We start from the raw sequence: 17,154 nt of genomic DNA on the forward strand, positions 1-17,154 counted from the left end.
CCCCGAGCGCCGCGCGAGGCGTCACTCGGCCGAGGAAGGACCCCGATCATGGCTTCTCGCACCCTCTCCCGTGTCGCGGCGGTCGGCGCCGCCGTGCTCGCGGCGGCGCTGCTCGGCGCCGGTCCTGCGCTGGCCGAGACCCCGGCGCCACCCCCACCCGCGGCCGGCTCACCCCAGCAGGCCACCCCCACCGAGAAGGCCGCCTCCCAGGTCCGTCCGGCCATCACGTACCTGAGCAGCACGTTCACCGGCTACGTCGCCGACGAGACCGGCACCTTCTTCAACAACGGCCAGCCCTTCCAGCTCACCGCGACCTGCACCGGCTTCGGCGTCAACCCGAACGGCTACGTCGCGACGGCGGGGCACTGCGTCGACACCACCAGCCCGAACGGCGTGAAGTCCGACTTCGTCATGGCCGCCTCCCAGCAGGTCGTCGCGGCGATCCCGAGCCTGGACCTCGCGACCGTCTACGAGTTCGGCATGGCCAACTGGACCGTCGAGGGCACCGCCAAGGGGTCGCCGATCGACGCCCAGGTCGCCGTGATCTCCGGGGCCACCAGCGGTGCCGGCGCCGCGGTCAACGCCCTGCCCGCCCGCGTCGTCGACTTCCGGCCGATCGACCAGGGCGACGTCGCCCTGCTGAAGATCGAGACCACCGACCTGCCGACGGTCGAGCTCGCCACCGACGCCGACGTCCAGATCGGCACCCCGGTCCTCTCGATCGGCTACCCGGCCAGCGCCGACGCCGTCACCGACCCCAGCCTGGAGCCGTCGAACAAGGACGGTCAGGTCAGCTCGAAGAAGACCCTCGGCACGGTCCCGGTCTACGAGACCAGCGCCGCCCTCTCGCCGGGGATGAGCGGCGGCCCGACGATCGCGCTCGACGGCCGGGTCGTCGGCGTGAACAGCTTCAAGCCGGCCGCCGAGTCGCAGGCGTTCAACTTCATCGCGCCCTCGCAGGGGCTGTCGGAGCTGTTGTCGCGCAACGGTGTCCGTAACGAGCTGGGGGCCGACGACAAGGCCTTCCGGACCGCCCTCGACGCCTACTACGCGGGCCACTACACCGACGCCATCGCCGGTTTCGACAAGCTCCTGCAGGTCCACCCGCAGTACGCGCAGGCCACCCAGTTCAAGACGCTGGCGGCCAAGGCCCGGGACCGCTTCGGTGACACGCCCGTCGCGCCACCCGCGCCCGAGGGCATGTCCCCGGTCCTGATGTGGTCGCTCATCGGCGGCGGGGCCGTCGTCGTGATCGGCGGCGTGCTCGCGGTGGTCCTGGTGTCGCGCAAGCGCCGCAACGGTGGTTCGGCGACCCCGGTCGGCGCGGGTGGGCCGGTCCCGCCCGCCGGCTACGGCGCGCAGCAGTTCGCCCAGCCGTTCGCCCAGCAGTCCCCCGCCCAGCAGTCCCCCGCGCAGCAGTACGGCCGGCAGCAGCCCGCGCAGCACTACGGCCAGCAGTTCGCCCAGCAGTACGGGCAGCAGCCCGCCCAGCCCTTCCAGCAGTTCGGTGAGCCGCAGTTCGGGCAGCCGCAGTTCGGGCAGCAGCAGGTCGGGCCGAACGGCGCGGACTCCGGCCGGATCGGTACCGGCGGCAACGGGTTCCCGCAGCACGGCCCGGCGGCCCGTCCCGACGGCCCGCCGCCCGCGGCGCCCGTCGCGACCCCGGTCAGCCCGGCCGCGGGCATCCCGGTGGTCCCGCAGGCGCAGGGTTGGCAGCAGGACGGCACGGTCTACCGCCCGGCGTCCGCGGTCGCGGCCGCCCCGGCGCCCGTCGTCCCGGCGCCCGTCGACGCGTCCTCGGCGGCCACCGCGGTGGTCGACGTCCCGGCCCCGGTCTCCTGTGTCACCTGCGGCACGACGCTGGCGCCCGACGCCGCGGCCTGCACCACCTGCGGCAGGCCCCGCGGCTGACCCGCAGGCCCCGCTCGACCCGACCCCGAGGGTCGGCCGGACTTCCGGCCGGCCCTCGGGGTCTCCGTCGCCGTGACGTCCGAGCGGGGCGGGTGGTCGTCAGAGCGCGGCGGCCAGCCGGGTGCCCTGGTCGATGGCGCGCTTCGCGTCGAGCTCGGCGGCGACGTCCGCGCCGCCGATCACGTGGACCGCGAGGCCCGTGTCGCGCAGCTGGTCGAGCAGCTCGCGCACCGGTTCCTGGCCCGCGCACACCACGACGGAGTCGACCTCGAGGACCCGTTCGGCCCCGTCGGCGTCGGTGATGTGGACACCGTCGTCGTCGATTCGCCGGTAGGTCACCCCGGACAGCTGCTCGACGCCCTTGGCCGCGAGGGCCGCCCGGTGCACCCAGCCCGTCGTCAGGCCGAGGCGGGTGCCGATCCGTCCCGGCGAGCGCTGCAGCAGGTAGACCCGCCGCGGCGAGGGCTCCGGTGCCGGCGGGCGCAGCGACCCGCGGACCTCGCCCGGCTCGGCGACGCCCCACTCGCGTCGCCAGGTCTCGACGTCCAGGCTCGGGGAACCGACGTGGGTGAGGAACTCGCTGACGTCGACGCCGATGCCGCCCGCGCCGATCACCGCGACCCGCTTGCCGACGGGAGAGCCCAGCACCGCCTCGGCGTAGCTGACGACCATCGGGTGGTCGATGCCGGGGATGTCGGGGGTCCGGGGTTCGACGCCGGTGGCCAGCACGACCTCGTGGAACCCGCCCCGCACGATCCGCCGCACGTCGGCGCGGGTGCCGAGGTGGACCGTCACGCCCAGCTGCGCGAGCCGCCGGCGGTAGTAGCGGATCGTCTCGGAGAACTCCTCCTTGCCCGGGATGCGGCTCGCGATCGCGAACTGGCCGCCGATCGCGTCCGCCGACTCGAAGAGCTCGACGTGGTGGCCCCGCTCGGCCGCGGTGACCGCCGCGGACAGGCCGGCCGGGCCCGCGCCGACGACGGCGACGCGCTTGGCGGTCGGGGCGGGCAGCACGACCAGCTCGGTCTCGTGCCCGGCGCGCGGGTTGACCAGGCAGCTCATGGGCTTGTCGGCGAAGATGTGGTCGAGGCAGGCCTGGTTGCAGCCGATGCAGGTGTTGATGTCGTCGGGGGTGCCCGCCCTCGCCTTGCGGATCCACTCGGGATCGGCCAGGAACGGCCGGGCCATCGAGACGAGGTCGGCGTGCCCGGCGGCCAGCACCCGCTCGGCGACGTCGGGCATGCTGATGCGGTTCGAGGTGATCACCGGGATGCCGACGTGCGGGCGCAGCGACGCGGTGACGTTCGTGAACGCCGCCCGCGGTACCGACGTCGCGATCGTCGGGATCTGGGCCTCGTGCCAGCCGATCCCGGTGTTGAGCAGCGTTGCGCCCGCGTCCTCGATGCCGCGGGCGAGGGTGACGATCTCGTCCCACGTCTGGCCGTCGGGCACGAGGTCGGCCATCGAGAGCCGGAAGATGATGACGAAGTCGTCGCCCACCGCGGCGCGCGAGGCCCGCATCACCTCCAGCGCGAACCGGCGGCGGTTCTCCGGGCTGCCGCCCCAGTCGTCGGAGCGGGTGTTGGTGGCGGGCGCGAGGAACGTGTTGATCAGGTAGCCCTCGGAGCCCATGATCTCGATGCCGTCGTAGCCGCCCTCGCGGGCCAGCGCGGCGCAGCGGGCGTAGGAGTCGATCAGCTCCCGGATGCCCTCCTCGTCGAGCGGCCGGGGCACGAAGCGGTTGATCCGGGCGCGGATCGCCGAGGGCGCGACGAGGTCGGGCTGCTTGGAGTAGCGGCCGGCGTGCAGCACCTGCAGGGCGATCCGGCCGCCGGCCTCGTGGACGGCGTCGGTGACGATGCGGTGCGCGGGCAGTTGCGAGGCGTCGTCGAGGAGCGACCCGCCCTCGGTCAGCACCCCGTTGGCGTGGGGCGCGTAGCCGCCGGTGACCATCAGGGCCACCCCCGCGCGGGCGCGTTCGGCGAAGTACGCGGCGAGCCGGGGCGCGGCGGCCGGGTCGTCCTCCAGGCCGGTGTGCATCGACCCCATCACGACGCGGTTCGGCAGCGTCGTGAACCCCAGGTCGAGGGGCGTGAACAGATGCGGGTAGGCCTCGTCGTCCGGCACGGGCACCTCTCCTCGGTGGGCGGCACGTCGCGGCCAGAGTTTCATAGTGAAACCATGAGAGTCAAAGGTCGGGCCCGCCGCGGTACCGGCACCGCTCAGGACAGGGGCGTGCGCTCGTCGGCTCCGGGACCGGCGACCAGACGTCCGCGCCGCGGCGGCTCGCCACAGTGCTGGCACACCACCTTGTGTCCGGCGTCGTGGCCGCACTCGTGGATGAAGATCGTCGGTGGGCCGTTGGGGGCCTCGTACTTGTCGCCCCAGGCCATCAGCGCGGTGATCACCGGCGTGAGGTCGTAACCCTTGCGCGTGAGGGAGTACTCGTTCCAGTCGCGGGCGTCGTCCAGCGGGCGCTTCTCGACGATGCCGAGCGCGACGAGCTTGTCCAGCCGCGCCGCCAGGATGTTCTTGGCGACGCCGAGGAGCTTCTGCAGCTCGGCGAACCGGTACGGCCTGCGCAACAGCTGGCGGACGATCAGCAGGCTCCAGCGTTCGCCCACCGACTCCAGCGCCCGTGCCACCGAGCAGTTCTGGTTCTCGTAGTCGTTCTTCAGCATCGGCGTTCCGCGGGGGTCCCGTCGTTCGCGAGCGGTGGAGTCGCGCCCGCCATCCTAGCTCCGAGTTGCGTGACGCAACCAGCTGGTGGCGGAGCGATTCGGCTGGTGGTCGCCCGTCGCCGGGTTAGCGTGACGCATGATCGTGGGTGGCGGGCGCACGTTTCCCCTCGACCGGGCGCGGGTCCGGGCGCACGTCGTCGACGCGAACGACGGCATCATCGCGACGGCCGGCGTCGTCGAGGGACTCGTCGGTGCGGGGTTCGGCGCAGGCACCGTCCTGGTCGCCTCGCTGGCGGCGATGGTCGGCGGGGGCCTCGCGCTCGGCGGGATGAAGTTCTCCGAGGCCGCCGACGAGCGCGACGCCCGGCTTGCGACCCTCGAGGCCGAGCGGCGGCAGCTGGACCTGCTGCCCGACGAGGAGCTCACCGAGCTCGCGGGGCTCTACGAGGCCAAGGGCCTCTCGCCCGAGCTGGCCCGCGCCGTCGCACGCGAGCTGAGCGACCACGACGCGCTGGCCGCGCACGCCGACGCCGAGCACGGGATCGCCCTCGGCGGCGGCGACGCCACGCCCTGGTCGACGGCGGTGCTCGCCGGGGTGGCGTTCATGATCGGGTCCGCGGTGCCGCTGCTGGTCATCCTGTTGACGCCCGCGGCGCTGCGCGGTGCGATCACCTTCGTCGCGGTCGTGCTCGCACTGTGCCTGACCTCGGCCGTCGTCGCCTCGCTCGGCGGGACCAGCGTACGGCGCACGATCCTGCGGACGGTGGCGATCGGGATCGCGACGATGTCGCTCACCCTGCTGGGCGGCACGCTGTTCGGGCTGTGAACCAACGGACCGACGTGGGGGCGTCTGACAGGCGGGACCGGGGAGACGAGGCGAACGCCGACCCGGCTCCGCCGTGCCACGAACCGCGCGGATCACCGATCCCGTCGGCGGCGACCCGTCAGGCACCCCCTAGGAGTTCTGCAGGTAGACCAGGACGGCGCTGACCCGGCGGTTGAGGTCGCGCTCCTCGGAGAGGCCGAGCTTGGAGAAGATCGAGTTGGTGTGCTTCTCCACGGCCCGCTCCGAGAGCACCAGCGCGGCGGCGATGGAGGCGTTGGACTTGCCCTGCGCCATCTCCCCGAGCACCTCGAGCTCGCGGGGGGTCAGCGCGTCGAGCTCGGAGGGCTTGGCGCGCTGCGCGGCGACGAGGCCCTCGATGACGGTCGGGTCGATGACGGACCCGCCCTCGGCGACCCGGTGGATCGCCTCGTTGAGCTCGGCCCCGTCGGCGACCCGCTCCTTGAGCAGGTACCCGCGCCGGGCGGTGCCCTCGGCGAGCAGCTTGAGCGCGTAGCTCGCCTCGGCGTACTGGCTCAGCAGCAGCACCGCGGTGTCGGGACTGGTCTTGCGCAGCTCGGCGGCGAACGCGATGCCCTCGTCGGTGTTCGTCGGGGGCATCCGGATGTCGGTGACGATCACCTGCGGGCGGTGCTCGTCGACGATCGCACGCAGGGCGGGCAGGTCGGCGGCGGACCCCACGAGCGTCAGGTCGTCGTCGACGTCGATGAGCCTGACCAGTCCGTGGCGCAGCAGCGCGTTGTCCTCGGCAAGAGCAACACTGATCGTCACGCCCGCAACTCTAGGGGCGCACCCACCCCCGCACAGGTGTGGTGGCCACACCCTGTGCGGGCGTGCGCACCGACACGCGGGGACCACCCGCGTGGACGATCACCGCGCGGCGCGCCCCGATTACGGTCACGTCAGTGTCAGGGTGGGATTGCCGCTGTTGCGGTGGTTGGGATCCTGGCCGGTGGTGATCTGGCTCCTACGGTCGGTGCCGCCCCTGTGTGGGGTTGGAGTGCATGCGTTGTGCCGATCACCGCTGGTCAGGGCCGACCGGCGTGACTTGATAGGAGCGTGGCCGCGCCCCCACTGAGACGTGTCCGCCGGCCGGCCCAGCCGTCCCTCCGAGATGAGAAGAGGTGACGCCACCCATGGTGGTGCTGGGAGTCGACGTCCACAAGGACACCCACACGACGGTCGCGGTCGACGAGATCGGCCGCGAGATCGGGCAGAAGACCGTACCCGCCCGCGATCGCGGCCATGCCGCCTTGGTGCGCTGGGCCCGGGCACACCACCCGGGCGGGCGGATGTGGGCGATCGAGGACTGCCGCCACGTCTCGACCCGGCTGGAACGGGCGCTGCTGTCCGCGGGTGAGCGGGTGGTGCGGGTCCCGCCCAAGCTGATGGCCGGAGCCCGGGCCGCTGCCCGCACCCGGGGCAAGTCCGACCCGATCGACGCGCTGGCCATCGCCCGCGCCGCGCTGCGCGAGCCCGACCTGCCCGCCGCCGAGCACGACCGGACCTCGCGGGAGTTGAAGCTGCTGGTCGACCATCGTGAGGACCTCGTCGCCGAGCGGACCCGGATGCAGAACCGGGTGCGCTGGCACCTGCACGAGCTCGACCCCGACCTCGACATTCCCTCCCGCGGCCTGGACCGGCTGCGCGTGCTGGACCGGTTGCTGGCCTGGCTGGGCCAGCACCCTCCGGCGCCGCAGTCGCAGATGGTGGCGCGGATCGCCGCCGAGCTGCTGGCCGACATCCGCGCGGTCACGGTGCGGGTCAACGCGCTGGAGCGGGAGCTGTCACGGCTGGTCGAGCAGGTCGCGCCGCAGCTGCAGGCCGTGCCCGGGGTGGCCGGACTGACCGCGGCAAAAATCATTGGTGAGGTGGCGAACATGTCCCGGTTTCGGTCCGAGGCCTGTTTCGCCATGCACGCCGGCGTGGCGCCGATACCGGCATCGTCGGGGCGCACGAACCGTCACCGCCTCGCCCGCGGCGGGAACCGGCAGCTCAACGCTGCGCTACACCGGATCGCGGTCACCCAGGCCCGCCTGCCCGACACTCCCGGCCGCACCTACTACCAGCGACGGCTCGAGATGGGGAACACGAAGATGGAAGCCCTGCGCGCCCTCAAACGACGCCTCGCCCGCGTCGTGTTCAACCTCCTGCACACCACCACAAGCACAACGACCGGTCCCCAACCGGTCGCCGCTTGACATAGGAGCAACTCATGGGTGAAGGTCCCGACCGGCCGCGTGCCGGCATCGTCGTGACGGGCAGCGAGCTGCTGACGGGCGCGATCAGCGACGCCAACGGTCCGTGGCTCGCGCGCAGGCTCGCCGACCTGGGCTTCGAGGTCGCGCACGTCGTGTCGGCGGGCGACCGCCCCGAGGACCTGGTCCGGGCGCTCGACTTCCTCGCCGGCGCGGGCGTGGCGCTGATCGTCACCAGCGGCGGGCTCGGCCCGACGGCCGACGACCTGACGGCCGAGGTCGTGGCCGGGTTCGCGGGCCTGGACATGGTCGTCGACGAGGACGTGCGTGCGCAGATCGACGTCATCCTCGCCGACTGGGGCGCCCGCGCCGGGTTCGCCGGCCCCGCCCTCGACGAGGCCACCCGCAAGCAGGCGACGATCCCGCAGGGCTCGACGCCGCTGCCGCCGGTGGGGACCGCGCCGGGGCTGGTCGTCGACCGGCCGGGTGGGCCACTGGTCGTCGTGCTGCCGGGGCCGCCGCGCGAGCTGCAGGGCATGTGGCCCAGCGCGCTGGAGGCGCCGGCGTTTGCGGCCCTGCTGGCGACCGTGCCACCGGCCCACCCTCGCCTGCTGCGCTTCTTCGGGCTGCCGGAGTCGGAGATCGCGGCGACGCTGCGCGAGATCGAGGCGTCGACCGACGTGTCGGGCGTCGAGATCGGGACGTGCCTGCGGCACTCGGAGCTGGAGGTCGACCTGCGACCGCGGCCCGGGGCGGAGGCGGTCGCCGAGGAGGTGGCCCGGGAGATCGTCGCGCGGCACGCCGGCCGCCTGGTCTCCGACGTCGGCGCCACGGTCGACGAGCTGCTCGCGCAGGCCCTGCTGGAGCGTGGGCTGACCGTCGCGACGGGGGAGTCCTGCACGGGTGGCCTGCTCGCGGGCAGGCTCGTCGACCGGGCCGGGTCGTCGGCCTACGTGGCCGGTGGCGTCGTCGCGTACTCGAACGAGGCGAAGACGGCGCTGCTCGACGTGCCCGCCGACATGATCGAGACGCACGGGGCGGTGTCGCCCGAGGTCGCCAGGGCGCTTGCCGACGGTGCCCGCCGGCGGTTCGGCGCCGATGTCGGGGTGGGGATCACCGGTGTCGCGGGCCCCGGCGGCGGCACCGAGGCCAAGCCGGTCGGCTACGTCTGCTTCTGCGTGACGACGGCCGACGGCGTCGTCATCGCCCGCGATCCACGTCTGCGGGGGTCGCGGGCCGACATCCGGGAGCGGTCGGTCGACACGGCGATGCACCTGCTGCTGCGCGCGGTGGCCCCGCGCGGCGGCACCGCCTGACCAGGGCCTGACACGGCCGGACCCGGCCCACCCCGAAGGTGGACCGGGTCCGGTGGACGGGCGGCGGCCCCCGCCGACGCGCCGTGGTGGGGTGGGATCAGTGCGCCTGCTGCACCCCGGAGTTGGTCTCGCTCGCGGTCTGGGCGTTCTGGGCCTGCGTGCCGAACAGGTTGAGGATGTTGCCGACGTTGAGCGCCGGCGCGACCCCCGCGGTGACGCCGATGAGGCTCGGGCCCTGGGCCGCGACCTGGTCGGCGTCGCCGCCGCGGTGGTGGCGGCCGCTCTCGTGGCGCCCGCGCTCGTCGCCACCGGACTGCTGGACGCCGGAGTTGGTGTTGCTCGCGGTCTGGGCGTTCTGGACCTGCGTGCCGCCGATGTTGCCGATGTTGCCGACGTTGAGGGCAGGGGCGACGCCCGCGGTGATGCCGATGAGGCTCGGGCCCTGGGCCGCGACCTGGTCGCCGCCGCCACGGTGGTGCCGGCCGCTCTCGTGCCGCCCGCGCTCGTCGCCACCGGCCTGCTGGATGCCGCCGTTGGTGTTGCTGCCGGCCTGCGCGTTCTGCAGCTGCGTGCCGCCGACGTTGCCGATGTTGCCGACGTTCGCGGCCGGGTCGACGCCGAGCACGGCCCCGACGAGGTCCCCCGCCTGGAACGCGTGCTGGCCGCCGGTGCCGCAGCCGGCCTGCTGGATGCCGCCGTTGGTGTTGCTGCCGGCCTGGGCGTTCTGCGCCTGGGCCCCGAACAGGTTGAGGATGTTGCCGACGTTGGCCGCCGGGTTCACGCCCGCGACGACGTCGACGAGGCTGCCGCCCTGGACCGCGGTCTGGTCGCCGCAGTCGCCGCCGTTGCCGCCGTGGTGGTGGCCGTGACCGCCCGGGCCCCCGTAGTTGTCGTCGTCACCCGCGAACGCGACACCCGGGACCGCGACGACGATCGGCAGGGCCAGGGCTGCCCCGGCGACGGCGCGGCGGGCGGTGGTGCTGAGCTGCATCGGACGTTCTCCTCGTGTGCGTCACCGGGCCGGCCCGGCATCCGACCGTCGTCCACTGTGGACGAACGGGGGAGTCCGGTGTCGGGTCGGGTTCCTCCGGCGGGGGTTACGGACGGTGGCGAGTCGACCACCGTGTCGATCACTCCAACGAGACCCACACGATGGGGTTACGAACGATTCTGAGATGTGGTCCAGGTCACTGATCTCACGAGAGAATCGGACATAAATGCCCAATGTCGGCACACAGTGTGACTCTCGATCGTGTGCTTACTTACCCACGGTCACGTCGTTCTCCGCCAGGGCGCGAGAGATCGCCCGCGCGGTCGCGCGCACGACCGGGACGTACGAGTGCGGGTTCGTGCCCTCTGCCGGGACGACGACCGACAGCGCGGCGACGACCTTCCCGTCCGGACCGGACACGGGCGCGGCGACCGACAGCGAGATCAGCTCGATCTGCCGGTCGCTGATGGCGACGCCGGTGGTGCGGACGTCGGCGAGCATGTGGCGCAGCTCCTCGGGGTCGCAGACGGTCTTCTCCGTGTAGCGGCGCAGCGGCCCGGCCAGCACCCGTTCACGCAGCTCCGGGTCGGCGTGTGCGAGCAGGACCAGCCCGACGCCGGTGGCGTGCAACGGCAGCCGCAGCCCGACACGGGTGAGGACGTGCACCGAGGCACGGCCCGCCAGGCGTTCGACGTAGACGACCTCGGTGCCGTCGAGCACCGCGAGCTGGACGTTCTGTCGCGTCACCTCGTAGAGGTCCTCCAGGAACGGCATGGCGGTCTCGCGCAGGCCCAGTGAGCGCGGCGCCAGGGCGCCGACCTCCCACAGCCGCAGTCCCACGTGGTAGCGGCCGTCGTCCCCGCGTTCGAGCGCGCCCCACGCGGTCAGCTCGCCGACGAGCCGGTGCGCGGTGCTCAGCGGGAGCCCCGCCCGCGTCGCGAGCTCGGTGAGCGTGAGCCGCGGGCGGTCGGCGGAGAACGCGGCGAGGAGGTCGAGCACCCGCGCGGTCACCGTCGACATACCGGCCATCCTTCCGGTGGGCGGAAGTCGGGTCGAGTCCGGGGGCGCCGACCGGCGACGCTGCCCCTCATGCGCACCCAGGTCGCGATCGTCGGCGCCGGGCCTGCGGGATTGCTGCTCTCGCACCTGCTGGCCCGGCGCGGCGTCGACTCGGTCGTCGTCGAGGCGCGCAGCCGCTCCTACGTCGAGCACCGGGTCCGGGCAGGTGTCCTCGAGCACCCGACCGTCGAGCTGCTGCGCGCCGAGGGCGTGGGCGCTCGCATGGACGCCCACGGCATGCCGCACGAGGGCATCTCGCTGCTGTTCGACGACACCCTGCACCACATCGACTTCGCCGACCTCGTCGGGCGCGGCATCGTCGTCTACGGGCAGCAGGAGGTCGTCAAGGACCTCATCGCCGCGCGGCTGCGCGACGGCGGGACGATCGAGTTCGAGGCCGCGGACGTCGCCCTGCACGGGCTGACGACGGACCGCCCCTCGGTCTCCTTCACCGACGTCGCCGGGATCACCCGCGAGATCGAGTGCGACGTCGTCGCCGGCTGCGACGGCTTCCACGGCCCCAGCCGGCAGGCGTTCGCGCCGACCGTCGTCGAGCGGGCCTACCCATTCGGCTGGCTCGGGGTCCTCGCCGAGGCCGCGCCCACGCACGAGGAGCTCGTCTACGCCGCCGCCGACCGCGGGTTCGCGCTCTACTCGATGCGCAGCCCGCAGGTGACGCGGCTCTACCTGCAGGTCCCGGCCGACGAGGACGTCGCGGCGTGGTCGGACGCACGGATCTGGGACGAGCTGGGTACCCGGCTCGGCGGGATGGCGCTCAACGAGGGGCCGTTCCTGGAGAAGCCGTCGATCACCGGGATGCGCAGCATGGTGGCCGAGCCGATGCGGCACGGCAGGCTCTTCCTCGCGGGCGACGCCGCGCACATCGTCCCGCCGACCGGCGCCAAGGGCATGAACCTGGCCGTCGCCGACGTGGCGGTCCTCGCCGACGCCCTCGAGCACTTCTTCCACCGCGGTTCCGACCGCGGCCTCGACGAGTACTCGGCCACCTGCCTGCGCCGGGTGTGGCGCGCGGAGCACTTCTCGTCGTACATGACCGAGATGCTGCACCGCTTCGACCCCGGCACCGAACGCGGCGACGCGTTCGGCCGCGCCCTGCAGCTGTCGCAGCTGCGCTACACCGTCTCGTCGCGCGCCGCGGCGACGAGCCTGGCGGAGAACTACACCGGACTGCCGCACGGAGGTATCGCGTGACCCGAGCCCGCCCCGCGCCGTTCACCCCGCCGCCCGACGGCACCCACCCGCCGCTGGACTACGCCGCGTACCGCAGCACCGGGCTGCGCGCGCCGTCGCAGCCGCCGATCGTGCTGCCGCACCGGCTCACCGAGGTCACCGGGCCGCTGCTGGGGGCCGAGCGGATCGGGCCGTCGGACCACGATCTGACGGCCCAGCACGCGGGCGAACCCATCGGCCAGCGGATCATCGTCTCCGGCCGGGTCCTCGACTCCGACGGCCGCCCGGTGCCCGACACCCTCGTCGAGGTGTGGCAGGCCAACGCGGCGGGCCGCTACGCCCACGCCCGGGACAACTGGCCCGCGCCGCTGGACCCCAACTTCACCGGCGGCGGCCGGGTCGTGACGGACTCGTCGGGCAACTACTCGTTCACGACGATCCGACCCGGCGCCTACCCGTGGGGCAACCACCACAACGCCTGGCGTCCCGCGCACATCCACTTCTCGCTGTTCGGGACGGCCTTCACGCAGCGCCTCGTCACGCAGATGTACTTCCCGGACGACCCGCTGTTCGACCAGGACCCGATCTTCAACTCGGTGCCCGACCCGAAGGCGCGCGAGCGGATGATCTCGCGTTTCGACCTCGACGCGACCCGTGCCGAGTGGGCGCTGGCCTTCCGGTGGGACATCGTCCTGCGCGGCCGCGAGCAGACCCCGTTCGAGGAGCCGCACGATGACTGAGCAGTCCGTGTCCGGGCAGCCCGTGTCCGAGCAGTCCGTGTCCGGGCGCCGTCCGCTCGGCCTGACCCCGTCGCAGACCGTCGGGCCGTTCCTGAGCCTGGGCCTGCCCTGGCCCGACGGCGGCGACGTCGTGGCCGAGGGGACCGACGGTGCGATCCGGATCGGGGGCGTCGTGCGCGACGGGGCGGGCGAGGTCGTGCCGGACGCGCTCGTCGAGACCTGGCAGGCCGACCCCGAGGGCAACTTCGACCACCCGGACTCGGCGGAGCGCAGCACCTTCCGCGGGTTCGGCCGCTGCCCGACCGACGGCGACGGGCACTGGGAGATCCGGACCCTCAAGCCCGGCGCGGTCGACGGGCAGGCCCCGCACGTCGACGTCAGCGTGTTCGCGCGCGGCCTGCTCGACCGCGTCGTCACCCGGATCTACTTCCCGGACGAGGAGGCCGCGAACGCGGCCGACCCGGTGCTGGCCACCGTCCCGGCCGACCGGCGTGCGACCCTCGTCGCAACGGCGACGGCGCCGGCAGAGCTGCGTTTCGACATCACGTTGCGCGGCAACGACGAGACCGTGTTCTTCCAGGTCTGAGCGGCGCTTCTCACAGGCGATCCACAGCTCGTCGCGAGCGCAGATCCATCCCGAGCGGGAACACTGGGATCAAGGACGGAGCCCGGTGTGACGGTGGTGGGGGGCGCGGCATGGCGAACGGTGCGGTCGAGCAGGGCAGGCGCGGGCTGCGCCTGCACCCGCCGACGCCGTCGCCGGCCGCGCTGCGGCGCCTCGACGGGCTGCGTGAGCGGCACCCGGAGCTGCGCCGGCTGGTGCGCTTCGCCGTCGTCGGTGCCACCGGGACCGGGCTCAACGCCCTGTTCTACCTCGCAATGCGGACCTGGCTGCCGCCGGTGCCCGCCAACATCGTCGCGCTGCTGGTGAGCACCGCGCTCACCACCGAGATGAACCGGCGGTTCACCTTCGACGGGGTGGTCGCGCCACGGTGGCGGGCGTCGGTGCAGGACGTGTGCACCGTCGTCTTCTACGCGTTCTACAGCTCCGGCGTGCTGCTCCTGCTCGACTGGGTCGATCCCGCCGCGGCCGCGTGGGAGGAGGCGGCCGCGGTGGCCGCCGCGAGCGTGCTCGGTGGGCTGCTGCGCTTCCTCGCGATGCGCTACTGGGTCTTCGTGCCGTTGCGCCGGTGAGTGCCGTCGTGCCGGTGGGCGGAGTCGTGCCGGTGGGTGGAATCGTGCGCCCGGACGACGTGCCACGGCTCGGGGACGCCCGCAGGCAGGCCCCGCGCGCGCCGGTCGAGCAGGCCCGCCAGCAGGACCGCGAAGAGCGTCCGCAGCGTCTCGTCGAGCGGCAGGGCCAGCACCGCGAGCGACGGGTCGGCCTCGTACGCCGCACGCATGGCCTGCGACGGGCAGCTGTGCGACCAGACGGCGCCCGCCGCCATCAGCGCGGCCGCGGCGAACGCGACCGCGTCCTCGCCCAGCTCGGGTAGCACGCCCGCCACGACGTCGGCCAGCGTGCCGAGGTCACCGAGCGACGTGCGCTTGAACCGGGCCGCGACGTCGGGGGAGACGTTGTGCTCCAGCACCGACGCCTGGGCCGCGAGGAGGTCGCACAGGACCGGTCGTCCCCGCAGCGACGCGCCCAGCGCCGTCGCGAGCTGCTCGGCGCGCTCGGCGGGGCCGGTCGAGTCGACGGCGGCGGGCAGGTCCGAGCGCAGCGCGTCGAGCCACTCCTGCAGGGCGGCGTGCAGCAGCTCGAGCAGGACGGCCTCGCGGGAGTCGAAGTAGCGCAACACGTTCGACTTCGCGAGCCCGACGCGGCGGGCCAGCTCGTTGAGCGTCACGTCCGCGACCGGCATCTCGGCGAGCATCACCGAGGCGGTGTCGAGGATCGACCGCCTGCGCTCCGCGCGCTGCTCCGGGCTGCGGGCCCGCTGGAACGTCATGCGTCACAGATTACAGACCGACGGTGCCTTGTTTTCGGACCGGCGGTCCGTTAACGTCGGACGGACTAAGAGACCGACGGTCTGAAAAGAGGTCGCCCATGTACGCCGTCCCCGACCAGCGCGGCAGGCGCATCGTCGTCACCGGGGCCAACAGCGGGACCGGCCGCGAGGCCACCGCCCGGCTCGCGGCCGCGGGCGCCCGCGTCGTCATGGCCGTGCGCAACACCGACAAGGGCGAGGCCGCGCGCGCCGACATCCTGCGCGGACGCCCCGGCGCCGAGCTCGAGGTCCGCAGGCTCGACCTCGCCGACCTGGCCTCGGTCGCGGAGTTCGCCCAGGGGCTCGTCGACGACGGCGAGCCGCTGCACGTCCTGGTCAACAACGCCGGGGTGATGGCCCCGCCGCGGCGGTTCACCACCGCCGACGGGTTCGAGCTGCAGTTCGGCAGCAACTTCCTCGGCCCCTTCGCCCTGACCGTGCGGCTGCTCCCGCTGCTGCTGCGGGCCGACGCGCCCCGCGTCGCGACGATGAGCAGCAGCGCCGCCTGGCTCGGCCGCATCCGGTTCGACGACCTGCAGTGGACCCGGCGCAGGTGGAGCCCGATGCGGTCCTACGCGCAGTCCAAGCTCGCCGACATGCTCATGGCCCAGCAGCTCGCCGACATCGCCCGCCGCCGCGGCTGGGACCTGCGCAGCACCTGCGCGCACCCGGGCTTCACCCGCACGAACCTGCAGACGGCCGGTCCGACGCTCGGGGGCGGCCGCACCTCGCCGATGGCCGGCGTGCCGCCGTTCGTGCCGTCGCAGGACGTCGTCGTCGGGGCCGAGCCGCTGCTGTACGCGATCGCCGATCCGGGTGCGCGAAACGGCGGCTACTGGGGTCCCGACGGTGCCTTCGGACTCGTCGGGGAGACCGCCCCGGCCCGGCTGCCGCGGCACGGGCGCGACCTCGCCGTCGCGTCCCGGCTGTGGGCCGAGGCCGAGCGGCTCACGGGCGTGACCCTGCCCGTCGCCGCGCCCTCGTGAGTGGCGTCGGCGGCCGTGGCCCGTGGCGCGCTCACAGCGGGTCGCAGCCCCACAGCTCGACGAGGGCGGCGCGACGGGCGGGCCGGTCCAGCCCGCGCAGGTCGGCGACACCCCGTTCGGTGACGACGACCTCGACGTCGTGCGAGGCCGTCGTGACGGGCCGGGACAGCCGGGAGACCAGCGTCGGACGGTCGCGGTGGCGGCTGGCCAGCGCGATGACCGAGAGGCCGCCGACGCAGCGCGCACCGGCCGCGGCGAAGTCGGGATGCCCGCCGATCAGTCCGGTCGTGCGCGCGCCGATGCCCTCGACGTTGACCTGGCCGTCGACGTCGATCTCCAGCGCCGCGTTGAGCGCCACCAGCGGCGGGAGGTCGGCCGCCGACAGCCGCCCGACGTCGTGGGTGACCTCCACGGGGTGCAGCAGCCGACGGCCGTCGGCCCAGTCGTAGAGCCGCCGCGAGCCGATCAGGTAGGCGCACACCGGATCGTCGAGCAGCAGCCCCTTGGCGTCGAGGTCGACGACGGGTTCGGGCAGCAGGCCGGAGTCGATCCGGACGGGCGCGCGCAGCGCCGACACCATCGCCGCGGCCAGCCGGCCCGGTCCGACCTGGACGCGGGCGCCCTCGGGCACCAGTGCCGCGACGTGCTCGGCGATGGCGACGTCGTCGGGGGTGGGGTCGGGCGTCGAGACCTCGGCGGGACCGGCGGCCGGGTCGTCGGACTCCGCGACGACGGTGATCGCGGCGTCGGGCAGCGGGGGCCCGCTGTCGGCGTGCGGGGCCGTGTGCGAGACCAGCGCCGCGACGGGCACCCCCGCCTCGACCAGCCGCCGCGCCCAGCCCGCGTCACCGGCCATCCGGTAGCCGTCGGGGTCGCGCACCAGCGTCGCGACCAGCAGGTCGGGACGCAGCACGCCCGAGACGAGCGACGGCACCGCCGAGAGCCGGCTCGGCACGAACCGGACGACGCCGGAGTCGATCCACGGCCGCAGCGTCGGCCCGCCCGCGACGGTCACGGCGTCGGCGAAGGCGGCCGGGTCGAGCTCGGGCGCGGGCGCCGGCAGCCAGCCCAGCAGCAGCGACACGTCGCCGACCGCCGCGGCGGCCCGCGACAGCTCGGCGTGCAGCGGGCGCGGTGAGCTGCAGCCGTCGGCGAGCCCGACGCGCATGCCGGGACGGACGAGTTCGGTGAGGGTGACGGGCACGTCGCCGATTCGACCACAGCCGCGCGCTCGGACCGGCGTGGT

At 73.8% G+C, this 17,154-nt stretch carries 16 protein-coding genes; 9 read left to right on the forward strand and 7 right to left on the reverse strand.

All coding sequences use genetic code 11. From position 1 onward, the window contains the following. Nucleotides 1–48 precede the first annotated feature (48 nt). On the forward strand, nt 49–1,911 hold the full coding sequence (locus tag PSED_RS07910; protein WP_013673726.1) for a S1 family peptidase: 1,863 nt from the start codon (nt 49–51) through the stop codon (nt 1,909–1,911). Nucleotides 1,912–2,010: 99 nt separating this feature from the next. Here the strand turns inward: PSED_RS07910 and PSED_RS07915 are convergent, their stop codons facing one another. Continuing rightward, the gene (locus tag PSED_RS07915) at nt 2,011–4,038 is read right to left on the reverse strand and encodes an NADPH-dependent 2,4-dienoyl-CoA reductase (protein ID WP_013673727.1); all 2,028 of its coding nucleotides are present in this window, start codon (nt 4,036–4,038) and stop codon (nt 2,011–2,013) included. A 95-nt stretch (nt 4,039–4,133) separates the two neighbouring features. Continuing rightward, nucleotides 4,134–4,592 carry a winged helix-turn-helix transcriptional regulator gene (locus tag PSED_RS07920; RefSeq protein ID WP_013673728.1) on the reverse strand — a complete coding sequence of 153 codons (459 nt, stop codon included), beginning with the start codon at nt 4,590–4,592 and terminating at the stop codon, nt 4,134–4,136. A 136-nt stretch (nt 4,593–4,728) separates the two neighbouring features. Here PSED_RS07920 and PSED_RS07925 point away from each other — a divergent pair, with 136 nt between their 5' ends. Further along, nucleotides 4,729–5,418 carry a VIT1/CCC1 transporter family protein gene (locus PSED_RS07925; RefSeq protein WP_013673729.1) on the forward strand — a complete coding sequence of 230 codons (690 nt, stop codon included), beginning with the start codon at nt 4,729–4,731 and terminating at the stop codon, nt 5,416–5,418. A 129-nt stretch (nt 5,419–5,547) separates the two neighbouring features. On the opposite strand, the gene PSED_RS07930 is transcribed toward PSED_RS07925, so the two are convergent. Then, nucleotides 5,548–6,207, reverse strand: a complete 660-nt coding sequence (locus PSED_RS07930; RefSeq protein WP_013673730.1) for a response regulator transcription factor — start codon at nt 6,205–6,207, stop codon at nt 5,548–5,550. Between the two features lie 365 nt (nt 6,208–6,572). Between PSED_RS07930 and PSED_RS07935 the strand changes: the two genes are divergently transcribed. Continuing rightward, complete coding sequence (locus tag PSED_RS07935; protein ID WP_013673384.1) at nt 6,573–7,637, forward strand: IS110 family RNA-guided transposase; 1,065 nt, start codon at nt 6,573–6,575, stop codon at nt 7,635–7,637. A gap of 14 nt (nt 7,638–7,651) precedes the next feature. Beyond that, on the forward strand, nt 7,652–8,950 hold the full coding sequence (locus PSED_RS07940) for a competence/damage-inducible protein A (protein WP_013673731.1): 1,299 nt from the start codon (nt 7,652–7,654) through the stop codon (nt 8,948–8,950). Nucleotides 8,951–9,047: 97 nt separating this feature from the next. On the opposite strand, the gene PSED_RS07945 is transcribed toward PSED_RS07940, so the two are convergent. Then, nucleotides 9,048–9,941: a hypothetical protein gene (locus tag PSED_RS07945; RefSeq protein WP_013673732.1), complete on the reverse strand. Its 894-nt coding sequence runs from the start codon at nt 9,939–9,941 to the stop codon at nt 9,048–9,050. 267 nt (nt 9,942–10,208) lie between these two features. Then, nucleotides 10,209–10,961, reverse strand: a complete 753-nt coding sequence (locus PSED_RS07950) for an IclR family transcriptional regulator (protein ID WP_013673733.1) — start codon at nt 10,959–10,961, stop codon at nt 10,209–10,211. A 69-nt stretch (nt 10,962–11,030) separates the two neighbouring features. On the opposite strand from PSED_RS07950, the gene PSED_RS07955 reads away from it, so the two are divergent. From PSED_RS07955 to PSED_RS07970, 4 genes are all read left to right on the forward strand, one after another. Next, entirely contained in the window at nt 11,031–12,212 is a 1,182-nt protein-coding gene (locus PSED_RS07955) for a 4-hydroxybenzoate 3-monooxygenase (protein WP_013673734.1), read from the forward strand. Then, complete coding sequence (gene pcaH / locus PSED_RS07960; protein ID WP_013673735.1) at nt 12,209–12,931, forward strand: protocatechuate 3,4-dioxygenase subunit beta; 723 nt, start codon at nt 12,209–12,211, stop codon at nt 12,929–12,931. Before PSED_RS07955 ends, pcaH begins: the two co-directional genes overlap by 4 nt. Then, a complete protein-coding gene (pcaG, locus tag PSED_RS07965) occupies nt 12,924–13,517 on the forward strand; it encodes a protocatechuate 3,4-dioxygenase subunit alpha (RefSeq protein ID WP_013673736.1) in 594 nt (197 codons plus the stop codon). Before pcaH ends, pcaG begins: the two co-directional genes overlap by 8 nt. A gap of 110 nt (nt 13,518–13,627) precedes the next feature. Then, entirely contained in the window at nt 13,628–14,125 is a 498-nt protein-coding gene (locus tag PSED_RS07970) for a GtrA family protein (RefSeq protein WP_013673737.1), read from the forward strand. On the opposite strand, the gene PSED_RS07975 is transcribed toward PSED_RS07970, so the two are convergent. Beyond that, on the reverse strand, nt 14,095–14,883 hold the full coding sequence (locus PSED_RS07975; RefSeq protein ID WP_013673738.1) for a TetR/AcrR family transcriptional regulator: 789 nt from the start codon (nt 14,881–14,883) through the stop codon (nt 14,095–14,097). The genes PSED_RS07970 and PSED_RS07975 overlap by 31 nt on opposite strands. A 98-nt stretch (nt 14,884–14,981) precedes the next feature. On the opposite strand from PSED_RS07975, the gene PSED_RS07980 reads away from it, so the two are divergent. Then, entirely contained in the window at nt 14,982–15,908 is a 927-nt protein-coding gene (locus PSED_RS07980; protein ID WP_013673739.1) for an SDR family oxidoreductase, read from the forward strand. Nucleotides 15,909–15,939: 31 nt separating this feature from the next. Here PSED_RS07980 and PSED_RS07985 read toward each other — a convergent pair whose 3' ends face one another. Continuing rightward, nucleotides 15,940–17,112, reverse strand: a complete 1,173-nt coding sequence (locus tag PSED_RS07985; RefSeq protein ID WP_013673740.1) for an acetyl-CoA hydrolase/transferase C-terminal domain-containing protein — start codon at nt 17,110–17,112, stop codon at nt 15,940–15,942. Nucleotides 17,113–17,154: the final 42 nt, after the last annotated feature.

It is taken from the genome of Pseudonocardia benzenivorans CB1190, assembly GCF_000196675.2.
GTDB lineage: Bacteria > Actinomycetota > Actinomycetes > Mycobacteriales > Pseudonocardiaceae > Pseudonocardia > Pseudonocardia benzenivorans.

Excerpts from the sequence above, each read along its gene's own strand:
- PSED_RS07910 (WP_013673726.1), top strand. The coding sequence starts at position 49 with ATGGCTTCTCGCACCCTCTCCCGTGTCGCGGCGGTCGGCGCCGCCGTG.
- PSED_RS07920 (WP_013673728.1), bottom strand. The coding sequence starts at position 4,592 with ATGCTGAAGAACGACTACGAGAACCAGAACTGCTCGGTGGCACGGGCG.
- PSED_RS07925 (WP_013673729.1), top strand. The coding sequence starts at position 4,729 with ATGATCGTGGGTGGCGGGCGCACGTTTCCCCTCGACCGGGCGCGGGTC.
- PSED_RS07935 (WP_013673384.1), top strand. The coding sequence starts at position 6,573 with ATGGTGGTGCTGGGAGTCGACGTCCACAAGGACACCCACACGACGGTC.
- PSED_RS07940 (WP_013673731.1), top strand. The coding sequence starts at position 7,652 with ATGGGTGAAGGTCCCGACCGGCCGCGTGCCGGCATCGTCGTGACGGGC.
- PSED_RS07945 (WP_013673732.1), bottom strand. The coding sequence starts at position 9,941 with ATGCAGCTCAGCACCACCGCCCGCCGCGCCGTCGCCGGGGCAGCCCTG.
- PSED_RS07950 (WP_013673733.1), bottom strand. The coding sequence starts at position 10,961 with ATGTCGACGGTGACCGCGCGGGTGCTCGACCTCCTCGCCGCGTTCTCC.
- PSED_RS07955 (WP_013673734.1), top strand. The coding sequence starts at position 11,031 with ATGCGCACCCAGGTCGCGATCGTCGGCGCCGGGCCTGCGGGATTGCTG.
- pcaG (WP_013673736.1), top strand. The coding sequence starts at position 12,924 with ATGACTGAGCAGTCCGTGTCCGGGCAGCCCGTGTCCGAGCAGTCCGTG.
- PSED_RS07970 (WP_013673737.1), top strand. The coding sequence starts at position 13,628 with ATGGCGAACGGTGCGGTCGAGCAGGGCAGGCGCGGGCTGCGCCTGCAC.
- PSED_RS07975 (WP_013673738.1), bottom strand. The coding sequence starts at position 14,883 with ATGACGTTCCAGCGGGCCCGCAGCCCGGAGCAGCGCGCGGAGCGCAGG.
- PSED_RS07980 (WP_013673739.1), top strand. The coding sequence starts at position 14,982 with ATGTACGCCGTCCCCGACCAGCGCGGCAGGCGCATCGTCGTCACCGGG.